15 protein-coding genes are annotated in these 14,919 nt (G+C 68.3%); 6 read left to right on the top strand and 9 right to left on the bottom strand.

All coding sequences use genetic code 11. The features are described 5' to 3' along the window. Positions 1-1,013: flagellar motor switch protein FliG (gene fliG / locus FFS49_RS32420; RefSeq protein WP_137951039.1), on the bottom strand; the 1,013-nt coding region annotated here is incomplete at its 3' end. Beyond that, positions 1,003-2,766 (bottom strand): flagellar basal-body MS-ring/collar protein FliF, encoded by a 1,764-nt coding sequence (gene fliF, locus FFS49_RS32425; RefSeq protein WP_046544212.1) that lies wholly within the window; start codon positions 2,764-2,766, stop codon positions 1,003-1,005. The genes fliG and fliF, both read right to left, overlap by 11 nt. 248 nt (positions 2,767-3,014) lie before the next feature. Here fliF and fliE point away from each other — a divergent pair, with 248 nt between their 5' ends. From fliE to FFS49_RS32460, 6 genes are all read left to right on the top strand, one after another. Next, positions 3,015-3,359 (top strand): flagellar hook-basal body complex protein FliE, encoded by a 345-nt coding sequence (gene fliE, locus FFS49_RS32435; protein ID WP_039354748.1) that lies wholly within the window; start codon positions 3,015-3,017, stop codon positions 3,357-3,359. A 194-nt stretch (positions 3,360-3,553) separates the two neighbouring features. Beyond that, positions 3,554-3,988 (top strand): flagellar export chaperone FliS, encoded by a 435-nt coding sequence (gene fliS / locus FFS49_RS32440; protein WP_105817487.1) that lies wholly within the window; start codon positions 3,554-3,556, stop codon positions 3,986-3,988. Next, complete coding sequence (locus FFS49_RS32445) at positions 3,985-4,317, top strand: flagellar protein FliT (protein ID WP_039354754.1); 333 nt, start codon at positions 3,985-3,987, stop codon at positions 4,315-4,317. The genes fliS and FFS49_RS32445 overlap by 4 nt, the downstream gene beginning before the upstream one ends. 130 nt (positions 4,318-4,447) lie before the next feature. Further along, positions 4,448-5,806 (top strand): flagellar hook-length control protein FliK, encoded by a 1,359-nt coding sequence (locus tag FFS49_RS32450; protein ID WP_137951040.1) that lies wholly within the window; start codon positions 4,448-4,450, stop codon positions 5,804-5,806. Continuing rightward, positions 5,803-6,120: an EscU/YscU/HrcU family type III secretion system export apparatus switch protein gene (locus tag FFS49_RS32455; protein ID WP_071335233.1), complete on the top strand. Its 318-nt coding sequence runs from the start codon at positions 5,803-5,805 to the stop codon at positions 6,118-6,120. Before FFS49_RS32450 ends, FFS49_RS32455 begins: the two co-directional genes overlap by 4 nt. Positions 6,121-6,389: 269 nt before the next feature. Beyond that, a complete protein-coding gene (locus tag FFS49_RS32460; RefSeq protein ID WP_105817489.1) occupies positions 6,390-7,124 on the top strand; it encodes a PepSY-associated TM helix domain-containing protein in 735 nt (244 codons plus the stop codon). Positions 7,125-7,228: 104 nt separating this feature from the next. Here the strand turns inward: FFS49_RS32460 and FFS49_RS32465 are convergent, their stop codons facing one another. From FFS49_RS32465 to FFS49_RS32500, 7 genes are all read right to left on the bottom strand, one after another. After that, positions 7,229-8,254, bottom strand: a complete 1,026-nt coding sequence (locus FFS49_RS32465; RefSeq protein WP_039354764.1) for an XdhC family protein — start codon at positions 8,252-8,254, stop codon at positions 7,229-7,231. A gap of 374 nt (positions 8,255-8,628) precedes the next feature. Then, entirely contained in the window at positions 8,629-10,035 is a 1,407-nt protein-coding gene (locus FFS49_RS32470; protein WP_039354768.1) for an amino acid permease, read from the bottom strand. A gap of 208 nt (positions 10,036-10,243) precedes the next feature. Further along, positions 10,244-10,900 carry a response regulator transcription factor RqpR gene (rqpR, locus tag FFS49_RS32475; RefSeq protein WP_039354771.1) on the bottom strand — a complete coding sequence of 219 codons (657 nt, stop codon included), beginning with the start codon at positions 10,898-10,900 and terminating at the stop codon, positions 10,244-10,246. 7 nt (positions 10,901-10,907) lie between these two features. Then, positions 10,908-11,720, bottom strand: a complete 813-nt coding sequence (rqpS, locus tag FFS49_RS32480; RefSeq protein ID WP_105817490.1) for a quorum system sensor histidine kinase RqpS — start codon at positions 11,718-11,720, stop codon at positions 10,908-10,910. A 703-nt stretch (positions 11,721-12,423) separates the two neighbouring features. Next, positions 12,424-13,194: a ferredoxin--NADP reductase gene (locus FFS49_RS32490; protein WP_071335230.1), complete on the bottom strand. Its 771-nt coding sequence runs from the start codon at positions 13,192-13,194 to the stop codon at positions 12,424-12,426. Positions 13,195-13,557: 363 nt separating this feature from the next. Next, positions 13,558-14,373, bottom strand: coding sequence for an endonuclease/exonuclease/phosphatase family protein (locus FFS49_RS32495; protein WP_039354781.1), 816 nt, complete (start codon positions 14,371-14,373; stop codon positions 13,558-13,560). Positions 14,374-14,378: 5 nt separating this feature from the next. Further along, positions 14,379-14,867, bottom strand: a complete 489-nt coding sequence (locus FFS49_RS32500; RefSeq protein WP_071335229.1) for a hypothetical protein — start codon at positions 14,865-14,867, stop codon at positions 14,379-14,381. Between the last annotated feature and the right edge of the window lie 52 nt (positions 14,868-14,919).

A 14,919-nucleotide genomic window follows, 5' to 3' on the forward strand; every position in this document is an offset into this window, starting at 1 on the left:
AGAATGTGTATAAGAGACAGGACATATGCGTCTTCCGCCTTGCCGCCGATCGCGATTGCGCCGCTCTCGGCCAGGTTGCGCACGATCTGCAGGATGCGGCGCTGCTGCGTCTCGACGTCGGACACGCGTACCGGGCCGCGCGCGTCGAGATCCTCGGCGAGCAGTTCGGCCGCGCGCTGCGACATGTTCGCGAGGAATTTCTGGCGCAATGCCGGCGGCGCCCCCTTCAGCGCGATGATCAGCGTTTCCGACTCGACTTCCTTGAGCACCATCTGGATTGCGCGATCCTCGAGGTCGAGCAGGTTCTCGAACACGAACATCTGGTCGATGATCTTCTGCGCAAGTTCGGCGTCGTACTGGCGCACGCTTTCGAGCACGCCTTCCTCATGCACGCTCGTCATGAAGTTCAGGATCTCGGCCGCGGTGCGGATGCCGCCCATCGGGCTGCGCTTCAGGTTGTCGCTGCCGGACAGCAGGCCCGTCAGCACGTCGTCGAGCTCGCGCAGCGCGGCCGGCTGGATGCCGTCGAGCGTCGCGATCCGCAGGATCACGTCGTTGCGCAGCCGCTCGGTGAAGCACGACGCGATTTCCGACGCCTGGTCGCGGTCGAGGTGCACGAGGATCGTCGCGATGATCTGCGGATGCTCGTTCTTGATCAGTTCGGCCACGGCGGCCGAATCCATCCATTTGAGGCCCTCGATGCCGCTCGTGTCGCTGCCCTGCAGGATGCGGTCGATCAGCACGCCGGCCTTGTCCTCGCCGAGCGCCTTGGTCAGCACCGAGCGGATGTAGTCGCTCGAATCGAGCGACAGCGCGGTGTGCTGCTCCGCTTCCTTCGCGAATTCGTGCAGCACGCCCTCGACCTGCTCGCGCGTGACGTTCTTCAGCGCGGCCATCGCGGCGCCGATTTTCTGGACCTCGCGCGGCGCGAGGAACTTGAATACCTGCGCGGCCTCTTCCTCGCCGATCGACATCAGCAGGAGCGCGCTCTTGGTCAAGCCTTCAGCGTTCATCGGACACCCAGTTCTTCACGACGGTGGCGACGATCTTCGGATCCTGGCGGGCGATCGTGCGCGCATAGTCGAGGTTGCGTTCGTAACGGTTCTTCTCGCTCTCGAACCCGAGCAGCAGCGCGTCGGGTTCCTCGGCCTTCTCCGGCGCCGGCAGGCCGTCGAGCGCGACCGGATCTTCCGGCGCGGCGAGCGCCGGCGCGGCCGGCTCGGGCGGCGGGAACGCGCGGCGCATCGCCGGGCGCACGAACATGAAGTAGAGCGCCGCCGCGGCTGCCGCGATGCCGAGCCACTTCGCCGCTTCCTTCGCCATCGCGATCATGTCCGGCTGGCGCCACCACGGCAGGTCGGCGTACGGATCGCTCGCGGTCGAGAACGCGCTGTTCACGACGTTCACCGAGTCGCCGCGCTTCTCGTCGTAGCCCATCGCATCCTTCACGAGCTGTTCGACCTGCGCGAGCTTCGCGGGCGGCAGCGGCTGCATCGTCACGTGGCCCTTCGCGTCGGCGACCGGCTGGTAGTTGACGACGACCGCGACCGACAGCCGCTTCACGCTGCCCATCGGCTGTTCGAGATGGCGGATCGTCTTGTCGACTTCGTAGTTGGTCGTCTGGTCCTTGCGGTCGCTCACCGGCGTCGTCTGCGGCGCGTTCGCGCCGTTGCCGGCGACGATCGGCGCGGAAGCCGGCTGCGGCGGCGTGTTCGACAGCGCGCCCGGCACGCCCGACGCGCCGCCCTGCGCGAGTTCGGTCGCGCTGCTGGTCTGCTGGCTGCGGATCGTGGCCTGTTGCGGCGAGCCGTTCGGGCCGTAGCTTTCCGACGTCTGCTCGACCTTCGAGAAATCGAGGTCGGCGCTGACCTGCGAGCGCGCGTTGCCGGCGCCGAAGATCGGCGCGAGGATCGCGTCGATGCGCTTCTGCGTGTTGTGCTCGACCTGCTGCACGTACTTGAGCTGGCTCGCGTCGAGGCCGGATGCCGATGCGGTCTGGGTCAGCAGGTTGCCGTCCTGGTCGACGATCGTCACGTTCTTCGCGGGCATGTCGGGCACGCCGGACGACACCATCCGCGTGATTGCCTGGACCTGGCCTTCGTCTAGCACGCGGCCCGGGTAGAGGTCGACGAACACCGACGCGCTCGGCGCTTCCTTGTCGCGCACGAACACCGACGGCTTCGGGATCGCGAGATGCACGCGCGCGCCGCGCACGGCGTTGATCGATTCGATGGTGCGCTGCAGCTCGCCTTCGAGCGCGCGCTGGTAGTTGATCTGCTCGGCGAACTGGCTGATGCCGAATTTCTGGTTGTCCATCAGCTCGAAGCCGACCGAGCCGCCCTTCGGCAGCCCCATCGCGGCGAGCTTCAGGCGCGTTTCATGCACCTGGTTCGACGGCACGAGGATCGCGCCGCCGGCATCGGCGAACTTGTAGGGAACGTTTGCCTGCTGGAGCGCGGCAATGATCGCACCGCCGTCGCGATCCGACAGGTTGCTGTACAGCACGCGGTAGTCGGGCGCGCGGCTCCACAGCACGAGCGCGGTGATGACGGCGATCGCGAATGCAACGGCGATCAGGAACGGCAGCTTCGGGTTGCCCTTCATCCGCGAGATGCCGGGGATGCGTTCCGCGAAGCCGCCAAGCCCGAAGTCCGCGCCTGCGCCACCCGCGCCCGGCAACGCGGCGGCCGCGGCGGCGCCGGGCACCGGGCTGGCGAGGCCCGCGCGGGCGTCTGGGTTGATCAGCGAGTTGGCCTGCGAATCCATGCGTCGAGTTTCTCCGGAGCGGGACGACTGAGCTCGCTCGGACGAGCGGGCGGACAATGACACGATGCGATTATCGTGACCCGGGCCGCACTCCGATCGACCGAAAAGAGCGGGGTTTCCCCCGTACTTTCGCGGCTTTGACGCGCGGCGCGCTGCTATCCTTTTTCGGAATCCGGCATGGTGCGCGTGGTGCGGCACCGGCGGATCTCCCGGTGCGTCCGGGTCTCTCTCTCAGGTTTGGGGACAGCATGACTGCGAACGTCAGCGGAATCGGTTCGGTGTTGCAACAGATGCAGTCGATGGCCGCGCAGGCATCAGGCGGCGTCGCGAGCCCGACGGCGGCCCTGGCCGGCTCGGGCGCGGCGACGGCCAGCACGTTTGCCAGCGCGATGAAGGCGTCGCTCGACAAGATCAGCGGCGACCAGCAGCACGCGCTCGGCGAGGCGCAGGCGTTCGAGGTCGGCGCGCCGAACGTGTCGCTGAACGACGTGATGGTCGACATGCAGAAAGCCAACATCGGCTTCCAGTTCGGGCTCCAGGTCCGCAACAAGCTAGTGAGCGCTTACAACGAAGTCATGCAGATGGCGGTTTGACAAGGCGGCTATTCGGGGAAAGCGATCAGTGGGCGCCCATCCGGCCTGGTCCGCGGGCCGGCCTTGCTGCGCCAGGCGGCACGCGCCGCTTGCCTAAAGCTTTCCAAATCCCTTCCGATAACTCCGGTGAAGGCCGCGTCGTGCGATGCACGGCGGCGGCTCCCGTATAGCCAGGACATAACAAGGAGAAGCGCATGTTTTCCCCAGGACACGCTGGAGCCAGTGCATACGCGCGTGTCGGCGTCGAGACCGGGGTGATGGGCGCTTCCCCGCACCGGTTGATCGCGATGCTGTACCAGGGCGCGCGGCAGGCGGTTGCGCTGGCGCGCATGCATCTGCAGCAAGGCAGTGTGCCCGCGCGCGGCGAAGCGATCGGCAAGGCGATCCGGATCGTCGACAGCGGGCTGAAGGCGTCGCTGAACCTCGATGCGGGCGGCGAGATCGCGGCGCGGCTGGATGCGCTGTATGCGTATATCGGCCGGCGTCTGCTCGAAGCCAATGCGCAGGCGAGCGACGCCATGCTGATCGAGGTCGACAGGCTGCTCGCGACGCTCGAGGAAGCATGGACGGGCATCGGCCCGGAAGTCGCGCGGATGGCGGCGCAACAGGCAGTGGAAGCATCGAGATGAATCGCAAGGCCGAATACTTCGAACGTTACGAGGCGCTCGCCGCCGTGTCGGGCCGGATGCTGGGCGCCGCCCGCAGCGCCGACTGGAGCGCGTTGCCGGGGTTGCAGGCCGAATTCATGCAGTTGGTCGACGGGCTGAAGGAAGCCGATCCGGGCGTCGTGCTCGACGAGTCGGATCTCGGCCGCAAGCTCGACCTGATCCGCCGCATCCTGGCCGACGACGCCGCGATTCGCGATCTCGCGAGCCCGGACGTCGCGCGGCTGTCCGCGCTGTTCGAGGCGCGGCGCTCGACCAAGGTATTGACCGATCTCTACCGCGCGCGCGGGTAGGGCCCGTTTCCGGGGAAACGGGCGCGGGGGCGCACGGGCCCGCTGTGGCAGGCGCGCAGTTCCCGCGGACGGCACCGGCGTGCCGTTCCCGGATTCGCAACGATGTGGCTGAGATGAGCAGGCTCCGATCATGACCGGTATCGACTCCGTTGCGGCCGCACTGCTGGCGAGCCGCCTCGACAGCCTGCTGACCGGCACCGTGTCGGCGCCCGCCGGCGGCGGCGCGACTTCGCAGGTCGGCACGCAGGGCGCCGGCGCGTCGTCCACGCCTTCGGCCGGCAGCCCGCCCGCCGCACCACCCGCTTCGGCCCAGACGGCCCTGTCCGATGTCGGGCGCGTGCTCGACGCGATCTCGCGTGCCGGCGGTGACTCGACGCCGGCCATTGCCGGGCGTGCACCGCTGCTGGCCGATCCCACCGTGCTGCTGACCGACACGGCTGCGCCGGCCCGCGTGCCAGCCGCCGCCGATCCGGCTGCGTCTTCCACGCCCGCTTCAGCCGCTGCGTCGTCGGCTGCGTCTGCCACGCCGGCTTCATCTGCTGCGACGTCGCGCGCGGCGCTCGCGCAAGCCGTGAGCGAAAGCGGCCTTTTCTACGAATCCCATCTCGCACAGTGGCTGGCCGGCCAGCGTCCGCTCGCTGCGCTGATGCGCGAGCCGCAGGCGCGCCTCGCGGCCGCGCCCGCGCCGGCCGATCCGGAGGCCGCGGAGCACGGCTCGACCGACCTGCTCGACGAGCTGCTCGCGCAGCGCCCGCCATTGCCCGCGACCGCGCGCGCAACCGCGCAGCCGGGCGCGCCGGCCCAGGGCGGCGCGCCGGCTCGCGATCCCGCGCAGGCGTTGCCGGCAGGCGCGCGGCAAGGGGCGTCGCTGCCGCACGATACGGCCGATCTGCTCGGCGACCGGCCCGACCCGCGCTGGACGCCCACGCGGGCCGAGCTGGCCACCGCGTCGTCCGATTCGCAGGCGCAGACGCTTGCGACCGTGCATCCGGCCGCCGTGCCGCTCGTCAGGCAGCAACTCGACGCGCTCGCGACCGACCAGTTCCGCTGGGCGGGCGAGGCGTGGCCCGGCGCGCGGCTCGACTGGACGATCGAGCCCGACGATCCGGGCAACCGTGCGCCGCGCGGCGACGGCGACACGGGTGACGGCATCGCCTGGCGCACGCGCCTCACGCTGACGTTGCCGTCGCTCGGCACGGTCGACGCGGAGCTGGTGCTGAACGGCACGCAGCTCGTCGCGCGGCTGCGTGCGAACCAGACGGGTGCCGACCGCCTCACGCGGCACGAGGCCGCGCTGCGGCAGCGGCTCGAAGTGTCGGGGCTCAAGGTGGGGGGGCTGTCGATCCGTGCGGTCGACCAAGGCCCGGACGGCTTCGACCTGTTTGCGGCCCAGGCGGCGGCCGCCGCGTATGCGCGGGGTTCGGCGTCGGCCTCGGCCAGCGGCCCGGCGACGCGTGCGCCGGATACCGACGACGAGACGCTGCCATGAGCATGACGTCCCGCAAGCGCGCGGCCGCGCTCGTCTACGATCCGAAGGGCGGCGATGCCGCGCCGCGCGTGGTCGCGAAGGGCTACGGCGCGCTCGCCGAGATGATCGTCGCGCGCGCGCACGACGCCGGGCTGTACGTGCATACGGCGCCGGAGATGGTGTCGCTGCTGATGCAGGTCGATCTCGACGACCGGATTCCGCCGCAGCTCTACCAGGCAGTCGCGGATCTGCTCGCGTGGCTGTACTCGCTCGACCGTACCGAACCCGCGGCGGACGACGCCGCATCCCGCTTTCCGTTGCCGCCGCTGCGCTGAACGGCTCGACGTCGCGCGATTTCTGACGAAATGCCGTCTTGACCTTGCAAGGTCATTCTGCCGGTATTTTTCGCCTATCGATCGGCATCGTGCCGTAACGCTCGCGCTTCGTCCGCCTTTCCTCGCTCGACGGGCTTGCCGCTGCGTATCCCGGCGGATTGAGCCGGCAATAGATTTGTGTAATGATATCCATTCTCATTTTCATGCTGCCCGGGCGGCGCGCACGCTTTGCGCGCCGCCCGTTGCTTTGAACGAATGGAATCTCTCGCGTGAACGCGCCCGAAACGATCAATCCGCCCAAGACGGGAGCTTCCCGCGCGGGCGTCACCGTGCTGCACCCGGCGGCCCGCCCGCTGAGCGACGACGAACTGGCCGCGCGCCGCCAGCGTTCGCGCCGCGCGACCTTCATCAAGTGGCTGCGCAAGGTGCATGGCTGGGTCGGGCTGTGGGGCGCGGTGCTCGGGCTGCTGTTCGGCGTGACGGGCGTGCTGCTCAACCACCGCGCGCCGCCGCTGAAGATTTCGACCGGCGAGCCGCAGGTCGAGGAGATGCAGATCGCGCTGCCCGATCCGGCGCCGAAGACGCCCGCCGCGATGACGAAGTGGCTGCAGCACGAACTGCATTTCGACGGCAAGCCGGGCCGCGTGCGCAAGGAGCCCGCGCAGCCCGTCGCGTGGGGCGACAAGCGCGTGATGCAGCCGGAGCACTGGCAGATGGGCCTGTTCGGCCCGCACCAGAACGTGCAGGCCGAATACTGGGTCGGCAACGGCTACGTCGCGGTGAAGCGCACGGGCAACACGTTCCTGACGACGCTGAACAACCTGCATCGCGGCGTCGGGATGAATCTCGGCTGGGTGCTGCTGATGGACACGATCGCGGGCTCGCTGATCCTGCTGTCGCTGACCGGCGTGCTGCTGTGGACCGAGCTGAACAAGCGCCGCACGGTCGGCGTCGTGCTGGTGGTCGGTTCGGTCGCCGCGGCGCTGGCCGCCGGCCTCGCCTGACCGGCGGCACGCGCCGGCCGGGCGCGTGCGCTTTCGTCGGTTTCGTCCGCTTCGCCCGTCGCGGGCGCGTGCCCGGCGCGACCGCGCGCCGGAGACGCCAGCGATCAGAGGCCGCAGGCCGCGCCGCTGTTCGCGGCGATCTCGCGCGCGGCCTTCGCGCCCTCGACCTGCAGGATCGTCGGCAGCGACACGTTGTTCTTCGCGGCGGTGATCTCGGCGAGAATCGAGATCGCGATTTCCGGCGGGGTCCGGCTGCCGATGTAGATGCCGGCCGGCCCGTGCAGCCGGGCCAGTTCCGCTTCGTTCAGGTCGAATTCGCGCAGCCGCTCGCGCCGTGCCGCGTTGTTGCGCCGCGAGCCGAGCGCGCCCACGTAGAACGCAGGCGTCTTCAGCGCCTCCATCAGAGCGAGATCGTCGAGCTTCGGGTCGTGCGTGAGCGCGATCACCGCCGAACGCGCATCGAGGTTCATGTCGAGCACCGTATCGTCGGGCATCGTGTGCACGACGCGCGTGCCCGGCACGTCCCATGCATCCGTGTATTCCTCGCGCGGATCGCACACCGTCACCTGGTAGTCGAGCCCGACCGCGATCTGGCACAGATAGCGCGACAACTGGCCGGCGCCGATCACGAGCATCCGGTAGCGCGGCCCGTGGATCGTCACGAGCCGCTCGCCGTCGAACGCGAGCCCGTCGGCTGCCTGCGCCGGCGACAGCGATGCGCGGCCGGTCGCGAGCGTCATCGTGCGCGTGACGAGGCGGCCGGCTTCGACTTCCGCGCACAGCGCGGCAATCCCGCTGTCGCGCGTGAGCGGCTCGAGCACGAGCTGGATCGTGCCGCCGCACGGCAGCCCGAAGCGGTGCGCTTCCTCGGCCGTCACGCCGTACTTGAGCGCTTCCGGGCGCGCGTCGGCCGCGATCCCGCTCGCGTGCACGCGGGCGATCAGGTCGTCCTCGATACACCCGCCGGACACGGAGCCGACCACGAGCCCGTCCTCGCGCACCGCGAGCATCGCGCCTTCGGGGCGCGGCGACGAGCCCCACGTCTTCACGACCGTCACGAGCAGCACGCGGCGCCCTTCTTCGAGCCAGCGCGCGCTGGATTTCAATACATCGAGATCGACGCTTTCCATCATCTTCTTCCTGTTGCCGGGCGACATCGCCGATGCGGGCCGCCGTTCGATGGCGCGATTATGAACCGGGCGCGGCAAGCGTGCAGGCAAGGGGGAGTGTGCAAGATGGGGAAGGGATAGGCGGGGCGGCGAGGAAGGCGGGCAGGGCGGCCCGGGAGGGGCCGCCGGCAGGTCGCCGGGCGGAGGCATCCGCCCGGCCGGTCGCTCCGTCAGAGCGAGCCCAGGTACTGCGTCAGGTTGCGGATGTTGTTGTCATACGCGTTCGGCGAGCCGAGCTCGACGCCGCCGCTGCGCACGTAGTACTCGAACGGCACGGAGCGGGCCGGTGCCCGGCCCCGCGGGTGCGTACCGTGCCGCGAGCGGCACGGCGGCGCTCAGTGCGCGTCGTGGTGACCGTGCGCGAGCTTCGAGTGGTGGCGCGAGTACAGGAAGTAGATCACGAGGCCGATCACGAGCCAGATGCCGAACGCGGCCCACGTGACGGGCTGCAGGTTCAGCATCAGGAACAGGCACGACGCGACCGCGAGGATCGGCACCACCGGCACGCCGGGGCAGCGGAACGCACGCGGCAAGTCGGGGTGCGTGCGGCGCAGCACGAGCACGGCGATCGACACCATCGAGAACGCGGCGAGCGTGCCGATGTTGATCAGCTCGGCGAGCACGTTGAGCGGCACGAGCGCGGCGATCAGCCCGAAGAACAGGCCGACGAGCCAGGTCGTCAGGAACGGCGTCGCGTAGCGAGGATGCACGCGCGACAGCGCCGCCGGCAGCAGCCCGTCGCGCGACATCGCGAAGATCACGCGCGTCTGGCCGTAGCTCATCACGAGGATCACGGTCAGCATGCCGAGCACGGCGCCGAGATCGATGAAGCCCGCCACCCACGTTTCGCCGGCCTTCTGCAGCGCGTACGAGATCGGGTGCGAGATGTTCGCGTACTGGGCCGACGGCACGATGCCGGTCGCGACCGCGGCGACCGTCACGTACAGCACCGCGCACACTGCGAGCGACGCGATGATGCCGATCGGCAGGTCGCGCTTCGGGTTTTTCACCTCCTCGGCCGCCGACGACACCGCGTCGAAGCCGATGAACGCGAAGAACATCACGGCCGCCGCGCCGAACACGCCGTTCCAGCCGTGCGGCATGAACGGCTTCCAGTTCGCGGGCGTCACGTGGAACACGCCGACCGCGATCACGAGCAGCACGACCGACACCTTGATGAACACCATGATGTTGTTGATGCGGGTCGACTCGCGGATGCCGATCGACAGCAGCGTCGTGATCACGATCATCACGAGGAACGCGGGCAGGTTGAACCACGTCACGACGCCCGGCACCGCACCGGGCGCGGCCGTCAGCACGGTGGGCAGCGTGAGCCCGAAGCCCTGCAGCAGCGACTGCAGGTAGCCCGACCAGCCGACCGACACGGCCGACGATGCGAGACCGTATTCGAGCATCAGGTCCCAGCCGATGATCCACGCGACGAGCTCGCCGAGGGTGGCGTACGAGTACGTGTAGATCGAGCCGGCGACGGGGATCGTCGACGCGAACTCCGCGTACGACAGCGCGGCGAGGCCGCACGCGATCGCGGCGATCACGAACGACAGCATCAGCGCGGGGCCGGCCTGCACGGCGCCGGTACCGGTCAGCACGAAGATGCCGGTGCCGATGATCGCGCCGATGCCGAGGAAGGTGAGGTCGATCGCGCCGAGCGCTTTCTTGAGCCCGGCGGCATGCGCGCCGGCGATCATGCGATCGACGTTTTTCTTGCGGAAGAGAGACATTGCGGAGGAATCGCCAGCGCGCGCGGGCGCGATAGCGCTGACTGAGTGAAAACCCGCAATTTTAGCCGATTTGACGCACAAGCCCCGCTGCAGTGCGTCGATAAATCGTCCGATAAAACAAGCGCTTGCGCTTCAGGCGGGCGGCAGCGGGCAGCGGCGCGGCATGCGCCGCGTCGCTGGATAGGGAGAACCGGATGGATCGGGGAAATCAGGCGCCGGCCGTGGGCGCCATGTCGACGAGCCGGTTGCTCATCACGTAGAACGTGAGCTCCGCGTTGTTCGACAGCCGCATCTTCTCGAGCAGACGCGACCGGTACACGCTCACCGTCTTCACGGACAGCGACAGCGTGTTCGCGATGTCGGTGAGCCGCTTGCCCGACGCGAGCATGCAGAGCGTCTGGTATTCGCGATCGGACAGCTTCTCGTGCGGCAGCGGCTCGTTCTCGAACGACACGTATTCGGCGAGCGCCTCGGCCATCGCGGGGCTCACGTACTTGCGGCCGGCCGCGACCTGCTGGATCGCGCCGATCATCTGCGCGGCGTTGACCGTCTTCGACAGGTAGCCGGCGGCGCCGGCCTTCAGCGCGCGCACCGCGTACTGGTCCTCGCGATACATCGAGAACATCAGCACGGGCGTGCGCGGCAGCTTGCGCTTGAGGCGCTTGAGCACCTCGATGCCGTTCGTGTCCGGCAGCGAGATGTCGAGCAGGATCACGTCGAATTCCTGTTTGTCGACGGCCGCCATCGCGTCGCCGCCGGTTTCGGCCTCGGTGACGTCGCGCGCGACGCCACGGTCGATCAGCAACTGGCGGATCCCTTGCCGGACGATCGCATGATCGTCCACGAGCAGGATGTTCAGGCTCATGACGACCTCACGAAAGCGACGCGCGGCGCGCCGCGACGGGCACCGCGAGCAGCGAATCCCAAGCGAAGCGCGCAGTGACGCGCGTGCCGTGGCCGGTTGCCGGCGTGGCCGTCTCGAAGCTGCCGCAGAACGCCTCGCAGCGGGCGCGCATGCCGGCCAGACCGTAGCCGGTGCGGCGGCTACGGGAGAAACCGGTCCCATCGTCGGAGACAATCAGTGACAGGTGGGTGCCGTCAGTGGCGATCCGCACGTCGACCGACGTCGCGCGTGCGTGCTTCGCGACGTTCGACAACGCTTCCTGGGCGACGCGGAACACCGCGAGCGCGCTGGCGCCGGCGATCTGCGTCAGGCGTGCGTCGGCCGCACAGACGAAGCTGGTGCGCAGGCCGGTGCGGGCGGCATGGGTGTCGGCCCACGACGACAACGCGCCGACCAGGCCCGCGTCGAGCGCCGGCGTGTCGCGCTCGTCGATCAGCCGGCGATTCGCGTCGGTCGCGGCGTCGAGCGCCTGCTGCGCCAGCTCCAGCGCGCGCAGGCAACCGTCCGGCGCATCGGCCGGCAGCCACGTTTGAACGTTTGCGAGCGCGAATCGCGCAGCGGTGAGTTCGGCGCCGAGCCCGTCGTGCAACTCGCCGGCCAGATGGCGGCGGGCCGCTTCATCGGCGGCGAGCAACTGGGCAGACAGCGCTGCGATCCGCGCGGCGGCGCCACGTTTGGATGCGGCGTCGGCAATGGGCGGAGTCGCGACGCAGCCCGGCACGAGCTGTTGCGACGGGAACGGGGCGTGGGCGCCCAAGGGCGCGTTAAGCGACGTATCCATGACTCTCCCTGCTGTCAGAAAGCGGTTCAGACACCGGCTGGCTGCGTGGATCGGCTGCCGTTCCGATGACGGTCGCCGCCAGAGAATCGCCCCCTGCCGAGGTAACAAAAGTTACGTCTTGTAACACTTGCATCCGACCCTTCCACTCTCATCCGAACGGCAACCACGCGCGGCGAATAATATCTCAAAATTTTCGAAAAAGTCATGACAGGCGGACATTTAAGGGTAAATGTGAATGATTGGGATGAACGTGTTGTAGGAAAAACACTGACACCCGAGCGCCGGACGATGACGTATCCAAATGTAACTATTTGAGATGGGATGATCCCAATTTGTTACGAATTCGCCAAGTAGGGACGAAAAAAAACCGGAGCTTTCGCTCCGGTTCTTGATGGTACGCAATTAGGGCCTGTTCCCGCCAATAACGGGCTTGCGAACGTGCCTTGCCGGCTGTAGTGCAAGGAGCGAGGAGCGCCGTTTGGCCGAGCCAAACAAGCGACGAACGACGCCGCAATACGGCCGGCAAGGCGCGTTCCCCTGTTTGGAAAAATGCATTCGTGGGGCTGGCCGTCAGAAGGGCCGATCGCTGCGTCATGCTCCTCGCGAATACGTCGAGTATTCGCTTCGTCGCAATCCTTGCGCTCGGCCCTTCTGACGGCCAGCGCAAGCCCGTTATTGGCGGGAACAGGCCCTAAGGGATCGATCAGTCCACGAACGCGCGCTCGATCACGTAGTGGCCCGGTGCACTGTTCTTGCCTTCGACGAGGCCGGCCTGCTTCAGCAGGTCGGTCGTGTCCTTCAGCATCGCGGTGCTGCCGCACAGCATCACGCGGTCGTTTTCCGGCGAGAACGGCGGGACGTCGAGATCCGTGAACAGCTTGCCCGTTGCGATCAGGTCGGTGATCCGGCCTTCGTTGTCGAACGATTCGCGCGTGACCGTCGGGTAGTAGACGAGCTTTTCCTTGATGATGTCGCCCAGGTACTCGTGGCCCGGCAGGTCGTGCTTGATGTAGTCCATGTACGCGAGCTCGCCCTTCAGGCGGCACGTGTGCGTGAGGATCACCTTGTCGAAGCGGTCGTAGATGTCCGGATCGCGGATGATCGACATGAACGGCGCGAGGCCCGTGCCCGTCGACAGCATCCACAGCGTCTTGCCCGGCAGCAGGTTGTCGGCGACCAGCGTGCCCGTCGGCTTCTTGCCGATCAGCACCGTGTCGCCCACCTTCAGGTGCTGCAGGCGCGACGTCAGCGGGCCGTCCTGCACCTTGATGCTGAAGAATTCGAGATGCTCTTCGTAGTTCGGGCTGACGATCGAGTAGGCGCGCGCGAGGGGCTTGCCGTCGACCTCGAGGCCGACCATCGTGAATTCGCCGTTGTTGAAGCGCAGGCTCGCCTCACGGGTGCAGGTGAAGCTGAACAGCGTGTCGGTCCAGTGATGGACGGATTGGACGGTGGCGGTGTCGTATTTGCTCATGGCTTTGAAAACGGACGCGCGTAGCGAACGCGAGTAACGGGCCCAAAAACGGGCAAAAAACCGAGTGCGACGGCCCGATCACGGATCGGCCGGCCGGCGCGTCGGACACGCGCCTTCTCGATGACAGACGATTGAGGAACTCGTTATTTTACCCTGTTGACGCGGATCGCGGGCTTGACCCGCGTGGCCGCGCGGATTTGGCGCAACGAATTATTTCAATCAGCTTTCGGTTTTTCGGCGTTCGGCCACGAGTTTCGCGCCGAGGCCGACGAGCGCCACGCCGCACAGTGCGTCGAGCGGGCGGCGCGCGGCTGTGCTGTGGCGGCGCGCAATCCGGCTGCTATCGGGCCGGGATCGGGAGCGTTATTGCGGATCGAGGCGCAGGCGCGCGATGTACGGCAGGTGGTCCGACAGCCACGCGGCCTCGCCGGACGGCGCACGCCATTCGAGCGGCGTCAGCCCGCGCACGAACATCTTGTCGAGCGCGAGCGCCGGCGAGAACGCGGGGAACGTGCGGCCCGATTCGCCGAGCAGCGTCGCGACCTCGGACAGCCCGATCTCGCCGAACAGCGCGACCGAATCGTTGCGCCAGTCGTTGAAGTCGCCGGCGAGCATCAGCGGGCCGTCGCCTGCGTTGCGCACGATCCAGTGCGCGATCCAGTGCATCTGGCGCAGCCGCGCGGCGCGCGTGAGCGCGAGGTGCGCGCACAGCAGCGTGACCGGGCGGGCGCCCGCGAGCGTCGCGCGCGCGACCAGCAGCCCGCGCCGCTCGAAACGGTGCGCGGAGATGTCCCAGCGGCCGCCGAGATCGAGCGGATGCGGTGACAGGATCGCATTGCCATGCCGCCAAGACGGCTTGAACACGTTCGGCCCGAGCGCGATCTGCCAGTCGAGCGCATGTGCGATCTCGGTGGCCTGGCAGTGCCAGACGTCGTCGACCGCGTCGTCCATCGGCGCGCCGAAGCCGGGCGCGAGCACGGGGCGCGGCATGCGGCGCGCCATCGCTTCCTGCAGGAAATACACGTCGGCGTGCGTCGACTGCATCCAGTTGCGCATCGCGTTCCACGCGGTGAAGCCGAGCGGCGAGCGGCCCTTGTGCAGGTTCCAGCTCACCGCGGTGATTTCGTCGGGGGCGGCGTGCGGTTCGGCGAACGGCAGGGACAGGGCGTCGGCGGACATGACGCTCAATCCTTCGCGACGTGCGCACGCACGCGGTACACGAGGTGCGGATGTTGCTCGACGAGCGTCCAGTCGGTCCACGCGTCGGCGCCGACCGTCAGGCCCGGGTGGCTCGCGACGATTTGCCGCGGCGACGCGGGCACGCACGGATCGGCGGGCTTCGCGCCTTCGTCGTCGATCGTTTCCTGCACGTCGAGCGCGAGCGACACCGTGTTCGCGCCGGTATCGACGGTGAGCGGGGCGACCGTCACCGAGCGCGAACGCTCGGTCGGCACGACGCGCGCGGCATTGCCGCAGCCGACCGGCACGGCGGACGGATAGCGATGGGTATCGGTACGGGTCTGACCCACGGTGGTGCGCTGCTGGAACGTGTCGATGGTCTGACCGTCGCGTACGACCTGGATCTCCCACGAGACGGAGGCCGGTGCGGGGCTCTGCGCATGGGCGGCGAGCGCGATGCTCGCGAGCAGGACGGCCAGGCCGTGTTTCAGCATGAAACGTCTCCGGAAACGCGGAAATAGCGGGGAACGGACGCACATCTTACGC

Source organism: Burkholderia sp. 4NA327C6, assembly GCF_005502655.1.
Taxonomy (GTDB): domain Bacteria; phylum Pseudomonadota; class Gammaproteobacteria; order Burkholderiales; family Burkholderiaceae; genus Burkholderia; species Burkholderia contaminans.

Bases quoted from the DNA above. Each gene is read 5' to 3' on its own strand.
- rqpR (WP_039354771.1), bottom strand. From the start codon at position 10,900: ATGAGCCTGAACATCCTGCTCGTGGACGATCATGCGATCGTCCGGCAA.
- rqpS (WP_105817490.1), bottom strand. From the start codon at position 11,720: ATGGATACGTCGCTTAACGCGCCCTTGGGCGCCCACGCCCCGTTCCCG.
- FFS49_RS32495 (WP_039354781.1), bottom strand. From the start codon at position 14,373: ATGTCCGCCGACGCCCTGTCCCTGCCGTTCGCCGAACCGCACGCCGCC.
- FFS49_RS32470 (WP_039354768.1), bottom strand. From the start codon at position 10,035: ATGTCTCTCTTCCGCAAGAAAAACGTCGATCGCATGATCGCCGGCGCG.
- FFS49_RS32455 (WP_071335233.1), top strand. From the start codon at position 5,803: ATGAGCATGACGTCCCGCAAGCGCGCGGCCGCGCTCGTCTACGATCCG.
- FFS49_RS32500 (WP_071335229.1), bottom strand. From the start codon at position 14,867: ATGCTGAAACACGGCCTGGCCGTCCTGCTCGCGAGCATCGCGCTCGCC.
- FFS49_RS32490 (WP_071335230.1), bottom strand. From the start codon at position 13,194: ATGAGCAAATACGACACCGCCACCGTCCAATCCGTCCATCACTGGACC.
- fliS (WP_105817487.1), top strand. From the start codon at position 3,554: ATGTTTTCCCCAGGACACGCTGGAGCCAGTGCATACGCGCGTGTCGGC.
- FFS49_RS32450 (WP_137951040.1), top strand. From the start codon at position 4,448: ATGACCGGTATCGACTCCGTTGCGGCCGCACTGCTGGCGAGCCGCCTC.
- fliE (WP_039354748.1), top strand. From the start codon at position 3,015: ATGACTGCGAACGTCAGCGGAATCGGTTCGGTGTTGCAACAGATGCAG.
- FFS49_RS32465 (WP_039354764.1), bottom strand. From the start codon at position 8,254: ATGGAAAGCGTCGATCTCGATGTATTGAAATCCAGCGCGCGCTGGCTC.
- FFS49_RS32445 (WP_039354754.1), top strand. From the start codon at position 3,985: ATGAATCGCAAGGCCGAATACTTCGAACGTTACGAGGCGCTCGCCGCC.
- fliF (WP_046544212.1), bottom strand. From the start codon at position 2,766: ATGGATTCGCAGGCCAACTCGCTGATCAACCCAGACGCCCGCGCGGGC.